Raw genomic sequence first — 19,007 nt, 5'->3', positions numbered from 1 at the left:
GCGTCACCGACGTCACAGGTTTCTACCGGACCACTGCTTTGTCAACGGGCCGGGCAGGCTCGCCCGGTGCGCCGCAGGTCCGCGCGGGCCAAGGACGCGGGGCCAAGGACGCGGGGGCGGGGACGCGGACGCGGACGGGTCCCGTGCCCCGGAAGCCGGGAAGCGGCACCGGGAGCCGTCGGCGAAAAGGCCGGTAACGGCACCGGCACCGCCCGGGGCGGTGTCCTCGGTACCGGTGCCGGCTCGGGAGGAAGTGGTGAAGGCGGGACGCGGGGGCGGGCGGGATCAGCCGGCCGACGGCGGCGCGGTCGAGCCGCGCAGGACGAGTTCGGGCTCGAACAGGAGCTCGCCGTGGTGGGACCGCGTGCCCTGGATCTGGGCGCACAGCAGCTCGACCGCGGCGCGGCCCATCGCCTCGATGGGCTGGCGGACGGTGGACAGCGGCGGCTCGGTGCAGTTCATGAAGGCGGAGTCGTCGAACCCGACGACCGACACGTCCGAGGGGACGGAGAGCCCGCGCCTGCGGGCGGCCCGGATGACGCCGAGGGCCAGCGGGTCGCTCGCGCACACGATGCCGGTGACCCCGCGCTCCAGGAGGCGGGCGGCCGCGGCCTGCCCTCCTTCGAGCGAGAAGATCGAGCGCGCGACGAACTCTTCCGGCAGCCCGCCGCCCTCGGCCTCCGCCACCGCCCGGGCGGCCTCCAGCTTGCGGCGCGAGGGGACGTGGTCGCCCGGGCCCAGGACCAGCCCGATCCGCTCGTGCCCCAGGGAGGCGAGGTGGCGCCACGCCTGTTCGACGGCGACGGCGTCGTCGCAGGAGACGCAGGGGAAGTCCAGCCCGTCGATGGACGCGTTGATGAGCACGACGGGGATGTTCCGCTCGGCCAGCCGCCGGTAGTGGTCGTGCGGCGCGTCGGCCTGCGCGAACAGGCCGCCGGCGAAGACGACGCCGGAGACCTGCTGCTGCAGCAGCAGCTCCACGTAGTCGGCCTCGGAGACGCCGCCCTTGGTCTGGGTGCACAGGACGGGCGTCAGCCCCTGCTGGGCGAGCGTGCTCCCGATGACCTCCGCGAACGCCGGGAAGATCGGGTTCTGCAGCTCAGGCAGCACCAGGCCGACGAGCCGGGCGCGCTCCCCGCGCAGCTGGGTGGGCCGCTCGTAGCCCAGGACGTCCAGAGCGGTGAGGACGGACTGCCGGGTCGCCTCGGAGACACCGGGCTTGCCGTTGAGGACACGGCTGACCGTCGCCTCGCTGACCCCCACCTTCTTAGCCACCTGAGCAAGTCGTCGCGTCATAAGCGCAAGACTAACGCAATTTCCGCAAAGGAATTGCGGCTCCCGCCCTCTCGGGCACCGCGTTCCGCACCCCGCGCCGTGACCGGCACACGGGGTGGAGGACGACGGCCTCCGGAGGGAAACGATGCAATGTCGATGCGAGTTGCCCTGCTGCATCGATTCGCCGGACGGTGAGGGGAACCGCGGCACGGACCGTCACGGCGGTCCCCCGCGCAGAGCTCGTCCCGACCGAGGAGTGGCCGCCATGACCGTACGGCAGACCATCCGCTCCGGTGCCGGCCGTCCGACGGCCCCGCCGCCGGAGCCGGCCCGCGGCACCGGTGACCCGGCCGCCGAGGCGGCCGCCGACCTGGCCGCCCGTTTCGCCGCCGGCGACGAGGCGGCCCTGGCCGACGTCTACCGGGCGTGGAGTCCCCTGGTCCACACCGTCGCGCGCCGCTCGCTGGGCGACGCCGGCGAGGCCGAGGACGTCACCCAGAACGTCTTCCTGGCCGCCTGGCGGGGCAGGGCCCGCTACGACCCCGGACGCGGCACGCTGTCCGCCTGGCTCATGGGCATCACCCGGCGCAAGGTCGTCGACGCGCTGGCCGCCCGCACGCGCCGCGGGGAACTCGTCGCGGAGGCCGGGTCCCTGCTCGTACTGGACACCCGGCGGCAGACGTCGGAGCCGAACGCCGTGCTCGACCGGGTGTTCGTCGGACGCGAGTTGGAGAAGCTGCCCGAGGCGCAGCGCCGGGTCGTCAGCCTCGCCTTCTACGACGACCTCACCCAGACGCAGATATCCCAGGTGACCGGCTGGCCCCTCGGGACGGTCAAGAGCCACGCTCGACGCGGGCTGCACCGCCTCGGCCGCCGCCTCCGGGAGGGCCTGCCCTGCCCGTCGTGACGACGGTGCGCGACCGGTGCGAACCGGCGGAGGCCGGCCGGGGTGTCCCGCCCCGCGGCCCGGTCCGCCGTCGGAACCCCCTCCGGCCGGGTCGTCCCGGCCCGCCGGCCCGCCGGGGTGCGCCCGCCGCCGCGCGCACCCCGGCGTGCGGCCGGCCTCAGCGTCTGCGGCCGCGCGGCGACCAGCCGCCGCCGACGCCCGCGAGGTGCAGCGCGAGGACGGCCAGGCCGATCAGCATGATGTTCGTGGACGTGAAGGTGTCGTTGGTCGAGATCTCCGCCGCGTTGATGAGGAACGCGATGAAGAACAGGACCGCGGAGACGATGGCCAACACGGTGTGACTCCTTTCGGTCGGGTCGGTTCGTGCGGTGTCCGCGCCATGCGGATGCCCCCGGCGGGGAGATGAACGCACCTCCCGCGCGGGGGAGTTGCAGCCGGCCACGGCCACGGTCCCGCTCGTGTCCCGACGACGACGGCGGCGCGCGGGAGCGGACCGCCGCAGTGCGGGTCCGCCCACCGCGCACGAAATCGGGGGATATACGCCGCCCTTGTCGGCTACCCGGTTCGTGTGAACCGCCGCGTCCGCCCGCCGCCCGCGGGTAGGCGCACGGAACCGCCAGCCGGAACAGGGAGGACCACCGTGGAACGATCGTCACTGCGCGCCGTGGGCTGGGCGCGTTCGCTGCCGCTCGACAGCGAAGTCAAAGCGGCACGGGACTGGGCACGCGAGCACCTGGCGTCGCTGGGCTGGACCACCACCGCCCCGGAGACGGTGGACGCCGTCCTGCTGACCGTCTCGGAACTGGTCACCAACGCGCACACCCACGCCCACAGCAGCGCCCAGCTCATCATGGCGTGGGACAACCGCTGCCTGCACATCGCCGTGCACGACGGCTCCCCCGACCTGCCCGCGCCGCGCGCCCCCAGCACGGAACGCGTCGGCGGGCGCGGCATGTTCCTCGTCGACGCCCTGGCCGACACGTGGGAGTCCCGGCCCTGCCCCCACGGCAAGACCGTCATCGCCTGCTTCCGCGGGCCCGGCACGCCGGAGCACTCGGCGGACCACGGGCACCGGCACCTCGACGGAAACCGGTGACCGCCGGCCGCCGGGACAGCGGACTCCGGGCACCGGCACGTCGACCGGGACCGGTGACCGCCGACCGCCGGGACATCCGGCGCGGTGACTCGGGACCGTACGCACCGCCGTCGGAGGCCGAGCGCGTGGGCCGGCGGAGCCCGCCTCGACCGGGGCCGGCCTGACGCACCCCCTCCTGCGGCCCACCCGGGCGCACCGGCGCGGAAGGGGAGGCCGCGGCGCCGGTCCGACCGCATGGCGTATCTCACTTCTTCCGGAGGCGGACGGGGGCTTGCCCGCCCGGTTCCGGGGCAGGCGCCCGGGCCGGGGAAGAGCTCCGCGGGCGCCGGACGGGGCTGCCCGGATCGTCGTGGCGGTGGGGTGGGCGTGGCGGTGACCGATCGCGGAGACGGACAGGCGCCGCCCCGCCGCACGCCGGCCGAACCCCGCTCCCGTGCCGGTCAGGCCCTGTGTCGTACCGGTCAGCTTCTGTGCCGTGCCGGTCGAGTTCCGTGCCGTGCCCGTCCGGTCCGCCCCGTACGAGGGGCCCGCCCCGTGCGGGCCGGGCGCCGCCGCCTCACAGGGCCCACGCGTCCGCCCGCAGGCCGCGGAGGGCCCCTCCACCCGGTGCCCGCGGGAACCCGCCGCCCTGACGGGTTGCTTCGCCGACACGGATGCGGGACTGTTGCCGAAGTGCAACTGTTGCCCACAGCAGAGAGGTGGTGGGGTGCGCATCCCGCGTGCCCCCGCTTGTGATCTCTACCCGAGGCTCCTCCACCGATCCCCCCGGAACCGAAGCCGACGCCGGCATCGGCACGACATGGCTCGACGCTCCCCAGCCCGTCCTGGTGGCCGGCCGGGACGGATCCGTCGTCCACCTCAACCGCGCCGCCAGACTGGTGCTGCCGGAGACCTCCGGCGGTGACCGGCTGCGCGACCGGGTCCCGTCCTGGCTCGCCGACGCCCACCGGCGCATCGGGGAAGGGACGTACGAGACGTCCGCCGAGCCGCTCGCCGGGACGATCGGCGAGCGCTTCTTCGAAGCGCACCCCACCCCGTCCGCCGGGGGTGACGTGGTGTGGTGGCTCGTCGACGACACCGGCCGGCGCCTGGCCGAGACGGCCCTGCGCAGCGTCCGGGAACGGTCGGAGATCCTCTCCGAGATCTCCGGCACCCTGCTGTCCTCGTTGAACGTGCCGCGCTGCACGGAGGTGGCCGCCCGGATGGCCGCCGAGCACCTCGCCGAAGCCGCCGTGCTCGTCGCCCCGCCACAGGGGCGGCGCCACCCGTTGACCTACGCGCGGCGCGGCGGACCCGTCGTCCAGGAGATCCGCCAGGTCGATCCCCGTACGGTCCCGGGGCTCGCCGAGGCCCTGCAGGGGTTCCCGCCCGTACCGGCCCGGTGGATCAACCCCGCGGACATCCCGGACTGGGTGGTCCCCCCGGGCTTCACCCAGCCGGTGGGGTCCGTGACCGTCACACCGCTGCCCGGGCACGGCGTGCCCGCCGGCGCGCTGGTCCTGCTGCGGTCCGGCACCGAGCAGGCGTTCACCCCGGGCGAGGAGGTGTTCGCCCGGCTGTTCGCCGCCCGCGCGGGGGCCGCCCTGTCCGCGGCCCGCCTCTACAGCGAGCAGTCCGCGATCACCACCACGCTCATGCAGGAACTGCTGCCGCCCGCGCTGCACAGCGTGCACGGGGTCGAGTTCGCCGGCGGCTACCGCCCGGCCAAGGACCACGAGCGGGTCGGCGGCGACTTCTACGACGTCCACCCGGGACCGGACCCCTCCCAGGAGACGCTCGTCGTCCTGGGCGACGTGGCGGGCAAGGGGCTGGAGGCGGCCGTCCTCACCGGGAAGATCCGCAACACGCTGCAGGCCCTGCTGCCGCTGGCCGCCGACCACGGCCGGGTGCTGCGCCTGCTCAACGGCGCGCTGCTGTCCTCCCACCACACCCGCTTCGCCACCCTGGTGCTGGCCTCCGTACGACGCCGCGGCGGACGCGTGCAGCTCAGGCTGACCAGCGCCGGGCACCTGCCGCCGCTCATCGTCCGCAACGACGGCGGGGTGGAGGAGTCCCCCACCCGCGGCACCCTGATCGGCGCGCTGCCGACGGTGAAGGTCCACACCTCGCAGACGGTGCTGTCGGCCGGCGAGACGTGCCTGCTGTACACCGACGGCATCACCGAGGCCCGCGGCGGCCCGCTGGGCGACGAGCTGTTCGGCGAGCACCGGCTGCGGCAGGCCCTGACGGAGTGCGCGGGCCTGCCCGCCGAGGCGGTCGTGGAACGCGTGCAGATGCTGGCCGCGCAGTGGCTGGGCCCGGGCGCCCACGACGACATGGCCACCGTCGCCATCAGCTCGCCCAGGAGCGGTCCGCTGACCGTCGTCCGCGGGCAGGCCGGCGACGGCTTCCCCGGAAAGCACACGAGGAGGAGGAACGGGTGAGCGACCCGCCCGCGTCGGCGTCCGCGCTGCGCGACAGGCTCTGGGCGGCAGTGGCCGACGGCGACGAACTCGCCGCCGCCGACGTCCTCCACGACGGTCTGCGCGCCGGCTGGGACGAGGAGGACCTGCTGGTCGACGTCGTCGCGGCCGTGCAGCGGAAGGTCGGCACCGAGTGGGCGGCCGCCCGGATCACCGTCGCCCAGGAACACGCGGCCACCGCCGTCAACGAGCGGATCGTCACCACCCTGGTCCACCGCCCCGGGACGGACGGGCGCCTGCGCCCGCGCCGGGGACGGGGACGGGGACGGGCCACGGTGAGCTGCGTCGACGGCGAGTGGCACGCCTTCCCCGCCCGGCTGGTCGCCGAGGTGCTGCGGCTGCGGGGCCACCAGGTCGACTACCTCGGTGCCCAGACGCCCACCCCGCACCTGATCGCGCACCTGCACCGCACGAACCCCGACGCGGTCCTGCTGTCCGCCTCCCTGCCCACCCATCTGCCGGCCGCGCACGCGGCCATCACCGCCTGCCAGGCCGTCGGTGTCCCCGTCCTGGCCGGAGGCGGGGCCTTCGGCCGGGACGGCCGCTTCGCGTTCGCCCTGGGCGCCGACCGGTGGGCACCGGACGCGCGCGGGGCCGCCGCCGTACTGGACGCCGGTCTGCCGCGGCCGGCCACCACGGCCCGGCAGGTGGTGGACGACCTGCCGCACCTGGCCGACCAGGAGTACACGATGGCCGTGCAGTCGCGCGGCCAGTTGGTCAAGCAGACCCTGGCGGACCTGGAGAACCGTTTCCCGCCCCTGCGCGCCTACCGCCCCGCCCAGCGGGAACGCACGGCGGAGGACCTCGCCCACATCGTCGACTTCCTCGCCACGGCGCTGTACGTCGACGACTGCGAGGTGTTCACCTCGTTCGTGACCTGGACCGCCGGCATCCTCGAAGCCCGGGAGGTCCCCCCGCACTCCCTGACGACCGGCCTGGACATCCTCGCCGGGCAGCTGCGCGACTTCCCGCGCAGCCTGGCCTTCCTCCACCAGGGCATCGCCGTCCTCGGTGGCCGGCCCCTCTCCCCCGTCCCCGGACCCGACACCCAGGAATGACCGAGCATCCCTCCACCGAATTCCGTCTGACCGTCGCCCTCGAGCCGCCCGTGCTGACCGTGCGCGTGGCGGGCGACCTGGACTACGACACCAGCGGCGACCTGGTCGACACCGTCACCGGGCACCTCGCCTGCGAGCCGCGGCCGCGGCACGTGCGGCTGGACTTCCGCGAGCTGGTGCGGATCGACTCCATGGGCCTGTCCGCCCTGCTGATGGTCCACCGCCGCACCAGCGCCGCCCGGGCCGTCCTGCACCTGGACAACCGGCCCGAGGTGCTGGAGCGCGTACTGCGCCTGACCGACGTCCTGGACCATCTCACCGCCGCCGGCGACGACCGCGCGGCGGACCAGGACCAGGACCAGGACCAGGACGAGGACGTCACCGGCGCCGGGGTCACCTGACGCGGTGACGGCACCGCCCCGGGACGGAAACGGCCGCCCCTCCCGCCCGGGCCGCCGCGCACCGACCGGGGGAGCGCCTCACCCGCGCCGCACACGCAATGTCAGGATGACGGCATGCAATCGGGTTCCGAGACGACCGTACGGGTCACGCACCACGACCGTGTCCTGGAGATCACGGTCCGTGGTGACGTCGACTACGACGAGTGCGACCTGCTGCGGGCTGCCTGGGAGCAGGCCGACGAGGTCGCCCTGCCCACCACCGTGGTGGATCTGTCGGGGGTGACGTTCGGGGACAGCGGGCTGCTCAACGCCCTGCTCGACGCGGAGCGGCGCCATCGCGACAGCGCCCGCGCCTTCGTGCTGCTGGGGCCTCTGCAACGCGGTGTCGTCCGTCTCCTCACGCTCAGCGGCACTCTGGAGCACTTCACGATCACCGACTCCCGCGCCGCGGCGTTCGAACGGCGCACGGGGTGAACGGCGCGACCGGCCCGGGCCGAACGCCGTGGACCCCGCCGTCGCTCCCATGTCCCGGGCGACAACGGGTAACCGGTAACCGGTAACCGACCAGGAAGCGGCACGACGCTCCGTGTGCGCGAGCAGACACACCACCCCTCACACGTAAAGGCCCCCACCACATGGTCATCTCGCCCTCGACCCAGGCGATGGAGGAGGACCGGCCCCCCGGCGGTACGGCACTGCGCTACAGCGCCAGCTGGGACGCCGGCGCGCTCCGCATCGCCGACGCGCGCCACGCGGTGTGCGCGTTCCTGGACCGCGCCGGGCACCCGCCCGGACAGCAGGTCAGCCAGGACGCGCAGATGGTGGTCAGCGAACTGATCACCAACGCGGTGCGGCACGCTCCCGGCCCGTGCGGGCTGCTGCTGGAGCTGCCGTCCGCCGCCGACCTGCTGCGTGTCACGGTCTGGGACACCTCCGCCCGGCTCCCGCAGCCGCAGCCGAGGGACGTCCGCCGGGTCGGCGGTCACGGACTGCTGCTGGTCGCCGCCCTGTGCGAGCGGATACTGGTCGCTCCCGTGGACGGCGGCAAGCGGGTGACCGCCGAGCTGCCCCTGTCGCCGGCCGGCTGACCGTCGGCCCCTGCACGGCGACCGGGTGCGGCGCGGGACCGCGCGGCGGCCACGGGCCGTCCCGGCACCGGGCCGGGGCCGGACCGGCCCCGCCGCCGCTCACGGCCGCGTGGCGGTCCCGCAGCCCGCTTCGCCGCCTCGCCGCACGCGCGTGTCCGCCGGGGTTCTCCGGTCGTACGGACCGGCCTCGGGACCGCCTCCCGGGCCGGTGGCCGCGCGGTCGGCGCCGAACCGTCCGGCCACCCCACCCGTCCCGGATCCGGCACCGCGACCGGCGGGCCGGCCTCGCACCGGCGCCCGCCCCTTCGCTCCTCGCCGGCCGGTACGTCCGCGCGTCGTCACACGGCCCGACGGCACCCTCCGCACGCACCCGCGTCCCTCGAGCGGGCCGGTACCGCGCCTCGCCGCGGGGCGGGGCGGGCGGGGCCCCTCAGGGAATCGGCCGGTCCTCGCCCGGCCTGTGCAGCACCGTGAGCAGGTCGTCGCGTTCGGCCACCGCCTCCAGGGCCAGCGTGCGGTAGCCGGCCCGGCCGAAGAACACGGTGATGCGGTCCGCGTCCTCGCTCAGGACCGTGCCCTCGCCCCACTGTTCGTGCCGGACCTCGGTCCCGACGGGGTAGTCGGCCGCCGCGGGGTGGGCGGGCCGCTCGTCGTGCCCGCTCCCGGCGGACTCGTGCCCGCTCCCGGCGGACTCCTCGTCGCACACGTCGCAGTTCCCGCACGGTGCCGGGTGGTCCTCGCCGAAATAGCCGAGCAGGAAGCGCCGCCGGCAGCCGGTCGCCTCGGCGTAGGCCCGCGCCATCTCCACCCGCGTCCGGTCGGCCCGGCGGTGCGCCTCCGCCTCCTGCGCGGCCTGTTCGGCCGCCCGGCCGGGGGAGACGCCGGCGGCCGGGCGCACCTCGCCCTCCTCCCCCGTCGCCACGGCGTCGGCCTCCTCCAGGAGGTTCACCGCGGCGGTGACCCGGTTCCTGGACAGGCCCGTGTCCCGGCGCAGCTCCTCCAGGTCGGCCGGGTCCTCGCGGCGGTCGTGGACGGCGCGGGCCACGTCGGACAGGACGTCGCGGCCGGGGGCACGGCCGGCGAAGTAGGTCTGCATCCCGGTGTCCTCGGACCGGTAGTGCAGTACGGCCAGGGCCGGACGCCCGTCCCGGCCGCAGCGGCCCGTCTCCTGGTGGTAGGCGTCCAGGGAACCCGGCAGCGAGGCGTGCAGGACGAACCGTACGTCCTCCTTGTCGATGCCCATGCCGAACGCCGAGGTCGCCACCACCACGTCCGCAGCGCCCGAGAGGAACGCGTCGTGGACGCGGGCGCGCTCGGCGGCCCGCAGTCCGGCGTGGTAGCACTCGGCGGCCAGTCCCAGCGAGGCCAGTTCCCCGGCGTAGTACTCGCTGTCCTTGCGGGTCGCGGCGTAGACGATGCCGGGCTTGGGCTCGGCGGCGGCCCGCTCGACCACCGCTCGGCGCCGGTCGTCCTCGTCCAGGAAGCGGCGCACCTCCAGCCTGATGTTGGGCCGGTCGAAGCCGGTCACCATCAGCCGCGGCCCGTTCATGCCCAGCCGCTCGGCGATCTCCCTGCGCACCGGTGAGGCGGCCGTCGCCGTCAGGGCCAGGACCGGTGGCCTGCCCACCCGGCGCACGGCCTGCTCCAGGCGCAGGTAGTCGGGCCGGAAGTCGTGGCCCCAGGAGGACACGCACTGCGCCTCGTCCACCACGAACAGTGCCGGACGCGCATCGGCGAGCCGCTCCACCACCTCGTCCTTGGCCAGTTGCTCCGGCGACAGGTACAGCAGACGGGCCTCGCCCCGGCGCACCGCCTCCCAGGCCTCCTCCGTCTTCGCCGCGCCGAGGTCGGAGTTGACCGCCACGGCACCCGGCGCGCGGTCGCCGTCCGGCAGCCCGGCGATCTGGTCGCGCTGGAGCGCCAGCAGCGGGGACACCACCACGACCGGCCCGGGCAGCATCAGGGCCGGCACCTGGTAGACGGCGGACTTGCCGGACCCGGTCGGCATCACGACGAGGGTGTCCTCGCCCTCCAGCACCCATTCCATGGCGGTGAGCTGCTCGGGCAGGAGGGTGTCCCAGCCGAAGACGTCCGCGGCGATGTCGCGCAGGCGCGTCGCCCGGCTCCGCTCCGGTTCTGACCCCTTGTGCCCCATGGCCGGCTCCTTCGACACTCGCGTACTCGGTGCGGGCGCGCGGGAGGCCGCGCCCGCGGCGCTCCCTGGGTACCCGCGGGGCCGTGCGCGTATCGGCGGCCGTGACCGTGAAGGTGCCTGTCGGGCCGGGCCTGGGTCTGGCGCCGTCGTGGACCGCGGCCGGCCGGGTACCCGCCAGCCATGTCACCGCGCCGATACGTCAGCCGTGACCACGCCGGTACGTCAGCCGTGACCACGCCGGGCCGACGTCGGTCGGCGGCCCGGGCACGGCCCGGCCGGACGGAGCGGTCGGCCGGCGACGGTGCCGGGTGCGTGCGCGTTTCCGCGTGCGCACCCGGCCGTCACCGCCGCGCTGCCGGAGCGGACGCGGGCAACCGCGCCAGCCGTCCCGGCGCGTTCGGCCGGGCGCCGGGCGGCCCGGCCGTGGGAGGCGCGGCGGCCCGGCCGCCCGTCAGCTCCGGAAGGCGCGCCGCAGAGCGCGCCACAGGAGGGCGACGGCGCCCGCCGCGAGTGCCAGCGCGCCCGCGGCCACCCCGGCGCGGCGGGCGGACGGACTGCGCACCGGTGACAGGTCGCGCAGCCGGTCGAACCCGCTCAGCGGGATGCCCAGCACCGCGTTGCCGGGAGGACGGCGGGGCACGGCCGGGTGGGGATGGGTGGGGGCGGTACGGCGTACGGCCTCCCAGGTGGCACCGATCCGGCGCAGCTGCCGGTCGCCCAGGGCGTCGCGGAGGCGGGGCAGCAGTTCGTCCTCCTCATCGCGGATGTCCTCGCGGATGAGGCCGAAGGCCTCGTCCACCCACTCCGCTCGCCGGGGATCGTCCCGGTCCGCCTTCTCCACCTTGGCGATCAGCTCGTTGATGGCCTGGTGCTCCTGCTCCACCTGGGTGGTGAGTTCCTCACCCGCCGGGGAGACGCGCCGCAGCACGGGCCACAGCACGGTCTCCTCGGCGAAGGCATGGCTGAAGACCAGCTGGACGATGTCCTGCCACAGCCGCTCGCGGTACGGGTCGGAGGCGTCGGCGGCGAGGTAGGCGTTCATCAGCCGGTCGAGTTCGGCGTGGTCGCGGCGTTGCCGCAGCAGGATGCTGCCCTCGCCTCCGAGGTCGGCGGTGCTCTGCTCGGCGATGGACAGTGTCACGGCGTCTCCCCGGACGTGGTGTCGTCGGCCTGGGGCCCGTTGTCGTCACCGCTCGTCGCGGCCTGCTCGTCCTGCTGCCGGCTGTCGTCCTCCTCCGGGTGGACGTCCCGCTCCCCGGTGACCTGTTCCAGCGGGTGGCTCATGTCCTGCTCGTCGTGGTCGGACATTTCGTGCTCCTGACGGGTGGGGCTGCTCGTTCTTCGCGCGACGGGCCGGGCCGGCCCGTCGCTCCCGAGGGTGCGCGCCGGCCGACGGCCCGCCCGGAGCTGCGTCACCCCGGGCTGCGGCGGCGGCCCGGCTCCCTCGGCGTGCACCGCGGGGAGCTCGCCGAGTACCCGCCGCGCGTGCGGCCTACCGGTCGGGCCGTCGCGGTTTCCGCGCGGCCGGCCCGGCCGTGCCACGCCGCCCGCGCACCACCGCGCGGTCCGGCCGCGCGGGCGGCTCGCAGGAGCGTCCGCGCGGCCGACGGCGAGCGTCCCGGGTGACGCGCGTCCAGGGCGCCCGGCCCGCCGAGCGGACGGGCGGCAGGGGGTCACCGGCGTTCCGCCGTGTCACTGGCTGTGCCCGGCCGGCGGGCACCGTGCGAGGGCCCGGGTGGCCCGGTCCGCGGCTGAACGAGCGGGAAAGCGCCTTCGAGAACCCTCCGGAGACACGGACGACGACCGCTCACATGAGACCCCTGCGGCACATGATGCAGTTCACGGGCTTGTCCGGGCCGGATCAGGGCACTCGACATGCGCGGATCGGCCTCCGCTCCGGCCACAGGGGCCGTGGGTGACGGCGGCCGGCCGGATGACACGGCAAGGGGAGAAACCGTGACGGTGCGTATCGGGGCAGAGGAAGAATTCCATGTGCTGGACGTGGAGAGCGGGCGTCTGGTGCCAAGGGCCCGCGCCGTGCTCGACCGGCTGGACAGACCCGGTTTCACGACCGAGCTCCAGCAGTCGGTCGTGGAGAGCAACAGCCAGGTGCACGACAGCCTCGACGATCTCTACGCCGACCTGGCCGGGGCCCGGCGCCGGCTGGACACCGCGGCGTCCTCGCTGGGGCTGGCCGTCGTGGCGGCCGGCACCGTACCGCTGGCCCGCCTCACCCCGCGGGACGTCACCGCCGACGCCCGCTACCGGCACATGGCCGACGAGTACCGCAAGGTCGCCGACGAGCAGCTCATCTGCAGCGCCCAGGTGCACGTCGACGTGCCCGACCGGGACACCGCGGTGCGCGCGATGTGCCTCGTCTCCCCCTGGCTGCCGCCGCTGCTGGCCCTGTCGGCCAGCTCGCCGTTCTGGCTGGGCGCGGACACCGGGTACGCCAGCTGGCGCACCATGCTGTGGCAGCGCTGGCCCACCGCCGGCCCGGCCGGCTGCCACGCCGGCGCGGCGGAGTACGACGCGGCCGTCGAGGAGCTGATCGGCTCGGGCGTCATCAGCGACGCCGGCATGGTCTACCACGACGTACGGCCGTCGGCCCACCAGCGCACCCTGGAGCTGCGCATCTGCGACGCCTGCCCCCGGGTGGAGACGGTGGTGCTGGTCGCCGGCCTCTTCCGGGCGCTGGTGCGCGAGGCGTGCGAACGGCTGGCGGACCGGGACGGCCCGGTGTGCGACGGCCGTCACGACTGGCTGCGCGCCGCCACCTGGCGCGCCGCCCGCTCCGGCCTGGAGGGGCACCTGGTGGACCCGGGGACCCGGCGGGCCGCGCCGGCCGCCGAGGTGCTGCGCGGGATGCGGGACCGGCTGCGTCCGGCCCTGGAGGCGTCCGGCGACTGGGACACCGTGCACGGGCTGCTGGAGCAGGCCCTGTCCGCCGGGAGCGCCGCCCACCGGCTGCGGCGCGCGGCGGCGGCCGAGGACCTGCTCGCCAGCGTCGACCTGATGGTGGCCGAGACGCGCGGCGGGCGGGCCGTACGCCGCAGGACCCCGGCCACCCGGCCGGCCGCCGCCCCGGTGGCCTCCGGCGGGCCCCTGTCGTACCTGCGCAGCGCAGCGGCCGGGGGCGCGGTCGGCTGACCGCGATGGCTGCCCGCCCTTTCGCCCCCTCCCGCGTCGGCGGCACCCCGGCCGAGCGGCCCGCGGCCCCGGACGCCCCGGGCCCGGCCGGACGGGCCGACGCCCGGCATCGTGAACCAGAACAAGGAGAGTCCACCATCATGTCTCCCACCTCCCCGTCCCCCCTCGATCCCCGCGGGGCCACCGCCCGGCGCCGGTCCACGTCCCTGGAGGACACCGCCGGAAGGAGGGCCCTCTGATGTGCGGCCTCAGCGGCGAGATCCGCTTCGACGGCGGTCGGCCGGACATGGCGGCGGTCGAGCGCATGACCGACCGGCTCGCGCCCAGGGGCCCCGACGGCCGCGGGCTGTGGTCCCAGGGCCCGGTCGCGCTCGGCCACCGCCGGCTGAAGATCATCGACCTGTCGGACAGCGGCGCCCAGCCGATGGCCGACCCCCGCGGCCGCGTGGCCGGCGTCTTCAACGGCTGCGTCTACAACTACCGGGAACTGCGCGAGGAGCTGCGCGGACTCGGACACCACTTCTTCTCGGACTCCGACACCGAGGTGGTGCTCAAGGCCTACCAGGAGTGGGGCACGGCCTGCGTCGACCGCTTCTACGGCATGTTCGCCTTCGTCGTCGTCGAGCAGGACACCGGGCGGGTGGTCATGGCCCGCGACCGGCTCGGCATCAAGCCGCTGTACCTGGCCGAGTCGCCTGGACGGCTCCGGTTCGCCTCGTCGCTGCCGGCGCTGCTGGCGGCCGGCGGCGTGGACACCTCGCTGGACCCGGTCGCGCTGCACCAGTACTTCAGCTGGCACGCCACCGTGGCCGCGCCGCGGACCGTCCTCAACGGCGTGCGCAAGCTCCCGCCGGCCACGGTCCGCGTGATCGAACCGGACGGCACCCACCGCGACCACTGCTACTGGCAGCCCTCCTACACCCGGCGGCCCGAGTACGCCGGTCTGGGCGCCGAGGACTGGACGGACGCCGTGCTGGAGGCGCTGCGCACCGCGGTGCGCCGCCGCATGGTCGCCGACGTGCCGGTCGGCGTGCTGCTGTCGGGCGGTCTGGACTCCAGCCTCATCGTGGCCCTGCTGGCCCAGGAGGGGCAGCAGGACCTGGCCACGTTCAGCGTCGGCTTCGAGTCGGAAGGCGACGAGGAGGGGGACGAGTTCCGCTACTCCGACCTGGTGGCGCGGCACTTCGACACCGACCACCACCAGCTGATGGTGCCCTCCGACCGGGTCTCGCGCGCGCTGGACGGGGCGGTCGCGGCCATGAGCGAGCCCATGATGAGCCACGACGTGGTCGCCTTCCACCTGCTGTCCGAGCAGGTCGCCAAGGAGGTCAAGGTCGTCCAGAGCGGCCAGGGCGCCGACGAGGTGTTCGCGGGCTACCACTGGTACCCGGCCATGGCGAACGTGCCGCGCCGGCGCGCCGCCGAGGCGTACATCGACACCTACTTCGACCGGTCGCACGCCGACCTCGCCCGCATCCTGGAGCCGGGGCTGCTGCCCGGCCACGACGCGTCCGGCGACTTCGTGCGCGCGCACCTGGCGGCCCCGGGCGCCGACACCGCGCTCGACGCCGAGCTGCGGCTGGACACGCACGTGATGATGGTCGACGACCCGGTCAAGCGCGTGGACAACATGACCATGGACTGGGGCCTGGAGGCCCGGGTGCCCTTCCTCGACCACGAGCTGGTCGAACTGGCCGCCGCCTGCCCGCCCGAGCTCAAGCTCGCCGACGGCGGCAAGGGCGTGCTGAAGGCCGCCGGGCGCAAGGTGCTGCCGCGGGAGGTCGTCGACCGACCCAAGGGCTACTTCCCGGTTCCGGCGATCAAGCACATGGCCGGCCCGGTGCTGGAGCGGGTCCGCGACGCGCTCACCGCGCCCGAGGCGAAGGGCCGCGGCGTCTTCCGCCAGGAGTACGTCACCGAGCTGCTCTCGGCGCCCAACACGCATCGCACCCACCGGGGAGCGAACACCCTGTGGCAGGTAGCTTTGCTGGAGATATGGCTGCAGACGCACGGGATCAGCTGACCGACGGGCGGGCCCCGCGCCCGCCCGCGCCCTTCCGACCGGACACCGCGGACGCCCGGGCGCCCTCGCCGGCGCCCCTCGCGGACGAACGGCCGCCCGTGGCGCCCGGGGCCGCGGGGGCGGACTCCGTGCCGCTCCCGCGCCCCGGCGCCCCGGGGATCACCGCCCTCGCGTGGGACACGGCGAGCCGGGCCGAGGACACCGGGGCGGCGGGCCCCCCGTCCCGGGCCCCGCTGCCCGCGCCCGCCCTGTGGCCGCTGCCGGACACCGCGGCGGCCCACCCCGACACGCCCCACGTCCTGACCGCCCACGGCTGCTGGTACCCCTCCGTGGACCCCAGCGGCCGGCACGTCGCCTTCATCTGCGACCGGGGCGGCGTGCCCCAGCTGTGGACGGGGCCGGTCGACGGCGGCGGCGCGCAGCTGCTGGACTCCGACCCGGACCCGGTCACCGAGGTGTCCTGGTCGCCGGACGGCCGGTGGATCGCCTACACCACCGCCCCGGGCGGCGGGGAGCTCACCCGGGTCCTGTGCGTGCGCCCCGACGGCACCGGGCGGCGCATCCTGGCCGGTGCCGAGCCGGGCAGCTCCGCCCACCTGGGGTGCTGGCGGCACGACGGATCGGCCCTGGCGGTGACCGTCGCCGAGCCGTCCGCCGGCCCCGAGCAGGGCGATCCGCAGGCCGCGCCCGTACGCGCCGACGCCGGGATGCCCGCCGCGGTCCACCCGCCCGGCTGGGCCGCGCGGGACGGCCGGGCCGTGCTGCTGGGCGGTCCGCCGCCCGGCGCGGTGCCGCGGCCGTACACCGGCGCCGGGGACGCCCTCGCCGCCGCGGGCGGCGACCGGGGGGCCCTCGACGAGCCGGTGCCCCTGACGCTGTCCGCCTATCTCGTCGACCCCGAGGGCGTGTCCGCGCCGGTGTTCCTGGCCGGTGAGCGCGGAGCCGCCACGCTGCGGGTGTGCGACCTCAGCCACGACGGCCGTCTCGCCCTGCTGCGCAGGGGACCGCGCGGCCGCCGCGAGGCCCTCGTCGTGCGCACCCGGGACCTGCGGACCACCTGCTCGGTGCCGGTCGCCGACGGCGACCCCTGGATCGGCGGATTCGCGCCGGACGGGCGGACGCTGTGGCTGCGCAGCGACCACGACCGGGAGTACGCCGCCCTGTACGCGGTCCGGCTCGACCCGCGGGGACGTCGGACGGGGCTCACCGTCGCCGCCGAACGCGCGGACTGCGGGCTGGAGCTGCTGGCCCTGGACCGCGCCGGACGCGGCGCCGTCCTGGTCTGGAACGTCCGCGGCGTCAGCGAACTGCAGATCGCCGCGCTGGACACCGCCCCCGCGGCCGGTTCCGCGCCGGACGAGGCTGCGGCGGAGCCCGCGCCGCCCTCCGCCGCGTTCCGCTCCCCCCGCGCCGTGCCGCTCCCCCACGAGGTGGCCACCCGCGTCGTCCCCACCGCCGACCCCGACAGCCCGGTCGTGGCCCTGTCCGGGTCGCAGCGCCGGCCCGGCGTGTGGTGGCTGCCCCGGGGCACGGCCCTGCGCACCCCGTGGTCCTCCCGCGACGAGGACGCGACCCCCGGGGGCCGCCCGCCCGTACGGCCCGTGCCGATGCGCCCCGTCGCCCGGGACGGGCTCGCTCTCGGGGGCTGGTACTACCGCGCGCCGGGCCGCTCGCCCGGCGAACCCGCGCCCTGCGTCATCCACCTGCACGGCGGCCCGGAGGAGCAGGAACGCCCGGTCTTCGACCCCCTGTACCACGAACTGCTGGGCCGGGGACTGGACGTCTTCGCCCCCGACGTGCGCGGCTCGTCCGGCCACGGCCGCTCCTTCGTCGACGCGGACCTCGGCAAGGGACGGTTCGCCGCCATCGACGACGTCGCCGACTGCGCGGCCCACGCGATCCTCGCCGGGCTGGCCGACCCCCAGCGGCTGGCCGTCATGGGCCGCTCGTACGGCGGTTACCTGACGATGGCCTCCCTGGTGTGGCACCCGGACCTCTTCCGCACCGGTGTGGCGGTCTGCGGCATGTCGGACCTGACGACCTTCTTCGCCGGCACCGAGCCGTGGATCGCCCAGTCGGCGGCCCACAAGTACGGGCACCCGGAACAGGACCGGGACCTGCTGCGCGCGCTGTCGCCGATGAGCCGGATCGACGCCCTGCGCGCCCCGGTGCTGGCCGTGCACGGCGAGCACGACACCAATGTGCCGCCGGGCGAGTCCGAACAGTTCGTGCGCGCGGCCAGGGAGCGCGGTCTGGAGGCGGAACTCCTCGTCCTGCGCCACGAGGGCCACGACTTCCAGCGCGCCGACAACCGCCGCCTGTTCCGCCGGACCGCCGCCGACTGGATCCAGCGCCATCTGACGGGCTGACGCACGCCGCGCCGGACGGGCCGGACGGGCCGGACGGGCCGGACGGGCCGGACGAGGGGCGGCCGCATGGGCGGGGTGATCGGGGGCAGGCGGGCGACGACACCGAGACGCAGGGGGTTGCATGTTCGAGGGCTTCGAGCTGACGTACCGCGAGGGGGACGGGGCCCGGCTCCGCGTGCGCCACGGCGGCGGCGGTCCGGCGGTGCTGCTGCTGCACGGCCATCCGCGCACGCACGCGACCTGGCACCGCGTCGCCCCGCTGCTGGTCGCCGCCGGCCACACGGTCGTCTGCCCCGACCTGCGGGGGTACGGCCGCTCCTCGAAACCGCCGACCGACCCCGCGCACCGCCCGTACTCCAAGCGGGCCATGGCCGCGGACTGCCTGGCGGTGATGCACGGCCTGGGGCACGAGCGGTTCGCCGTCGTCGGCCACGACCGGGGCGCGTACGTGGCCGCCCGTCTGGCCCTGGACCACCCGGCGGCGGTCTCGGCCCTGAGCGTGCTGGACGCCGTCCCCATCGGGGAGGCGCTGCGCCGCTGCGACGCGCGGTTCGCCGCGAGCTGGTGGCACTGGTTCTTCCTGGGGCAGACCGACAAGCCCGCCGAGAGGATCATCAGCGCGGACCCCGACGCCTGGTACCGGGCGACGCCCGAGCAGATGGGTGCCGAGGCGTACGAGGACTACCGGCGCGCCATCCACGACCCGGACACCGTGCACGCCATGTGCGAGGACTACCGGGCCGGCCTGGGCGTCGACCGGGAGCACGACGACGCCGACCGGCGGGCCGGCCGGCGCTTCGGCTGTCCCCTGCAGGTGCTGTGGGCCACGCGGGACGACATGGCCGACCTGTACGGCGACGTGCTGGGCGTGTGGCGCGACTGGGCGGGCGGCCGGCTGGTCGGCGGTCCTGTCGAGTCGGGCCACCACATGGCCGAGGAGGCGCCCGAGGCCCTCGCCGCCGCACTGCGCGAGTTCTGGGGGACGGCCGCGGGAACCGGCGGCCCGGCCGGGCGCTGAGCCGG

The 19,007-nt window shown here is 75.7% G+C and carries 16 protein-coding genes; 11 read left to right on the top strand and 5 right to left on the bottom strand.

Annotated elements, in window-relative coordinates; translation table 11 throughout:
- Window positions 1-285 precede the first annotated feature (285 nt).
- The gene (locus tag AB0L29_RS01545; RefSeq protein ID WP_365822139.1) at window positions 286-1,296 is read right to left on the bottom strand and encodes a LacI family DNA-binding transcriptional regulator; all 1,011 of its coding nucleotides are present in this window, start codon (window positions 1,294-1,296) and stop codon (window positions 286-288) included.
- A 244-nt stretch (window positions 1,297-1,540) separates the two neighbouring features.
- Here AB0L29_RS01545 and AB0L29_RS01540 point away from each other — a divergent pair, with 244 nt between their 5' ends.
- Window positions 1,541-2,182 carry a sigma-70 family RNA polymerase sigma factor gene (locus AB0L29_RS01540; protein ID WP_365822137.1) on the top strand — a complete coding sequence of 214 codons (642 nt, stop codon included), beginning with the start codon at window positions 1,541-1,543 and terminating at the stop codon, window positions 2,180-2,182.
- Between the two features lie 157 nt (window positions 2,183-2,339).
- Here AB0L29_RS01540 and AB0L29_RS01535 read toward each other — a convergent pair whose 3' ends face one another.
- A complete protein-coding gene (locus AB0L29_RS01535; protein ID WP_365822135.1) occupies window positions 2,340-2,516 on the bottom strand; it encodes a hypothetical protein in 177 nt (58 codons plus the stop codon).
- 306 nt (window positions 2,517-2,822) lie between these two features.
- On the opposite strand from AB0L29_RS01535, the gene AB0L29_RS01530 reads away from it, so the two are divergent.
- From AB0L29_RS01530 to AB0L29_RS01505, 6 genes are all read left to right on the top strand, one after another.
- Window positions 2,823-3,278 carry an ATP-binding protein gene (locus AB0L29_RS01530; RefSeq protein ID WP_365822133.1) on the top strand — a complete coding sequence of 152 codons (456 nt, stop codon included), beginning with the start codon at window positions 2,823-2,825 and terminating at the stop codon, window positions 3,276-3,278.
- Window positions 3,279-4,009: 731 nt separating this feature from the next.
- On the top strand, window positions 4,010-5,701 hold the full coding sequence (locus tag AB0L29_RS01525; protein ID WP_365822131.1) for a PP2C family protein-serine/threonine phosphatase: 1,692 nt from the start codon (window positions 4,010-4,012) through the stop codon (window positions 5,699-5,701).
- The gene (locus AB0L29_RS01520; RefSeq protein WP_365822129.1) at window positions 5,698-6,798 is read left to right on the top strand and encodes a cobalamin-dependent protein; all 1,101 of its coding nucleotides are present in this window, start codon (window positions 5,698-5,700) and stop codon (window positions 6,796-6,798) included. The genes AB0L29_RS01525 and AB0L29_RS01520 overlap by 4 nt, the downstream gene beginning before the upstream one ends.
- On the top strand, window positions 6,795-7,199 hold the full coding sequence (locus AB0L29_RS01515) for an STAS domain-containing protein (RefSeq protein WP_365822128.1): 405 nt from the start codon (window positions 6,795-6,797) through the stop codon (window positions 7,197-7,199). Before AB0L29_RS01520 ends, AB0L29_RS01515 begins: the two co-directional genes overlap by 4 nt.
- A gap of 114 nt (window positions 7,200-7,313) precedes the next feature.
- Window positions 7,314-7,673, top strand: a complete 360-nt coding sequence (locus AB0L29_RS01510; protein WP_365822126.1) for an STAS domain-containing protein — start codon at window positions 7,314-7,316, stop codon at window positions 7,671-7,673.
- A gap of 161 nt (window positions 7,674-7,834) precedes the next feature.
- The gene (locus AB0L29_RS01505) at window positions 7,835-8,287 is read left to right on the top strand and encodes an ATP-binding protein (RefSeq protein WP_365822124.1); all 453 of its coding nucleotides are present in this window, start codon (window positions 7,835-7,837) and stop codon (window positions 8,285-8,287) included.
- 430 nt (window positions 8,288-8,717) lie between these two features.
- Here the strand turns inward: AB0L29_RS01505 and AB0L29_RS01500 are convergent, their stop codons facing one another.
- From AB0L29_RS01500 to AB0L29_RS01490, 3 genes are all read right to left on the bottom strand, one after another.
- Window positions 8,718-10,442, bottom strand: a complete 1,725-nt coding sequence (locus tag AB0L29_RS01500; protein WP_365822122.1) for a RecQ family ATP-dependent DNA helicase — start codon at window positions 10,440-10,442, stop codon at window positions 8,718-8,720.
- Window positions 10,443-10,893: 451 nt separating this feature from the next.
- Window positions 10,894-11,583 (bottom strand): hemerythrin domain-containing protein, encoded by a 690-nt coding sequence (locus AB0L29_RS01495; protein WP_365822120.1) that lies wholly within the window; start codon window positions 11,581-11,583, stop codon window positions 10,894-10,896.
- On the bottom strand, window positions 11,580-11,750 hold the full coding sequence (locus AB0L29_RS01490; protein ID WP_365822118.1) for a hypothetical protein: 171 nt from the start codon (window positions 11,748-11,750) through the stop codon (window positions 11,580-11,582). Before AB0L29_RS01490 ends, AB0L29_RS01495 begins: the two co-directional genes overlap by 4 nt.
- Window positions 11,751-12,398: 648 nt before the next feature.
- On the opposite strand from AB0L29_RS01490, the gene AB0L29_RS01485 reads away from it, so the two are divergent.
- The 4 genes from AB0L29_RS01485 to AB0L29_RS01470 all read left to right on the top strand — a co-directional run bounded on the left by AB0L29_RS01485 (window position 12,399) and on the right by AB0L29_RS01470 (window position 19,002).
- Complete coding sequence (locus tag AB0L29_RS01485) at window positions 12,399-13,592, top strand: glutamate--cysteine ligase (RefSeq protein ID WP_365822116.1); 1,194 nt, start codon at window positions 12,399-12,401, stop codon at window positions 13,590-13,592.
- 238 nt (window positions 13,593-13,830) lie between these two features.
- Window positions 13,831-15,615: an N-acetylglutaminylglutamine amidotransferase gene (locus tag AB0L29_RS01480; RefSeq protein ID WP_365822114.1), complete on the top strand. Its 1,785-nt coding sequence runs from the start codon at window positions 13,831-13,833 to the stop codon at window positions 15,613-15,615.
- Window positions 15,588-17,984: a prolyl oligopeptidase family serine peptidase gene (locus tag AB0L29_RS01475; RefSeq protein ID WP_365822112.1), complete on the top strand. Its 2,397-nt coding sequence runs from the start codon at window positions 15,588-15,590 to the stop codon at window positions 17,982-17,984. The genes AB0L29_RS01480 and AB0L29_RS01475 overlap by 28 nt, the downstream gene beginning before the upstream one ends.
- A gap of 121 nt (window positions 17,985-18,105) precedes the next feature.
- On the top strand, window positions 18,106-19,002 hold the full coding sequence (locus AB0L29_RS01470) for an alpha/beta hydrolase (RefSeq protein ID WP_365822110.1): 897 nt from the start codon (window positions 18,106-18,108) through the stop codon (window positions 19,000-19,002).
- Window positions 19,003-19,007: the final 5 nt, after the last annotated feature.

Source organism: Streptomyces sp. NPDC052701, assembly GCF_040678355.1.
GTDB lineage: Bacteria > Actinomycetota > Actinomycetes > Streptomycetales > Streptomycetaceae > Streptomyces.
The sequence above is the reverse complement of the archived record's forward strand: the minus strand, read 5'-3'. Positions and strand labels throughout refer to the sequence as shown.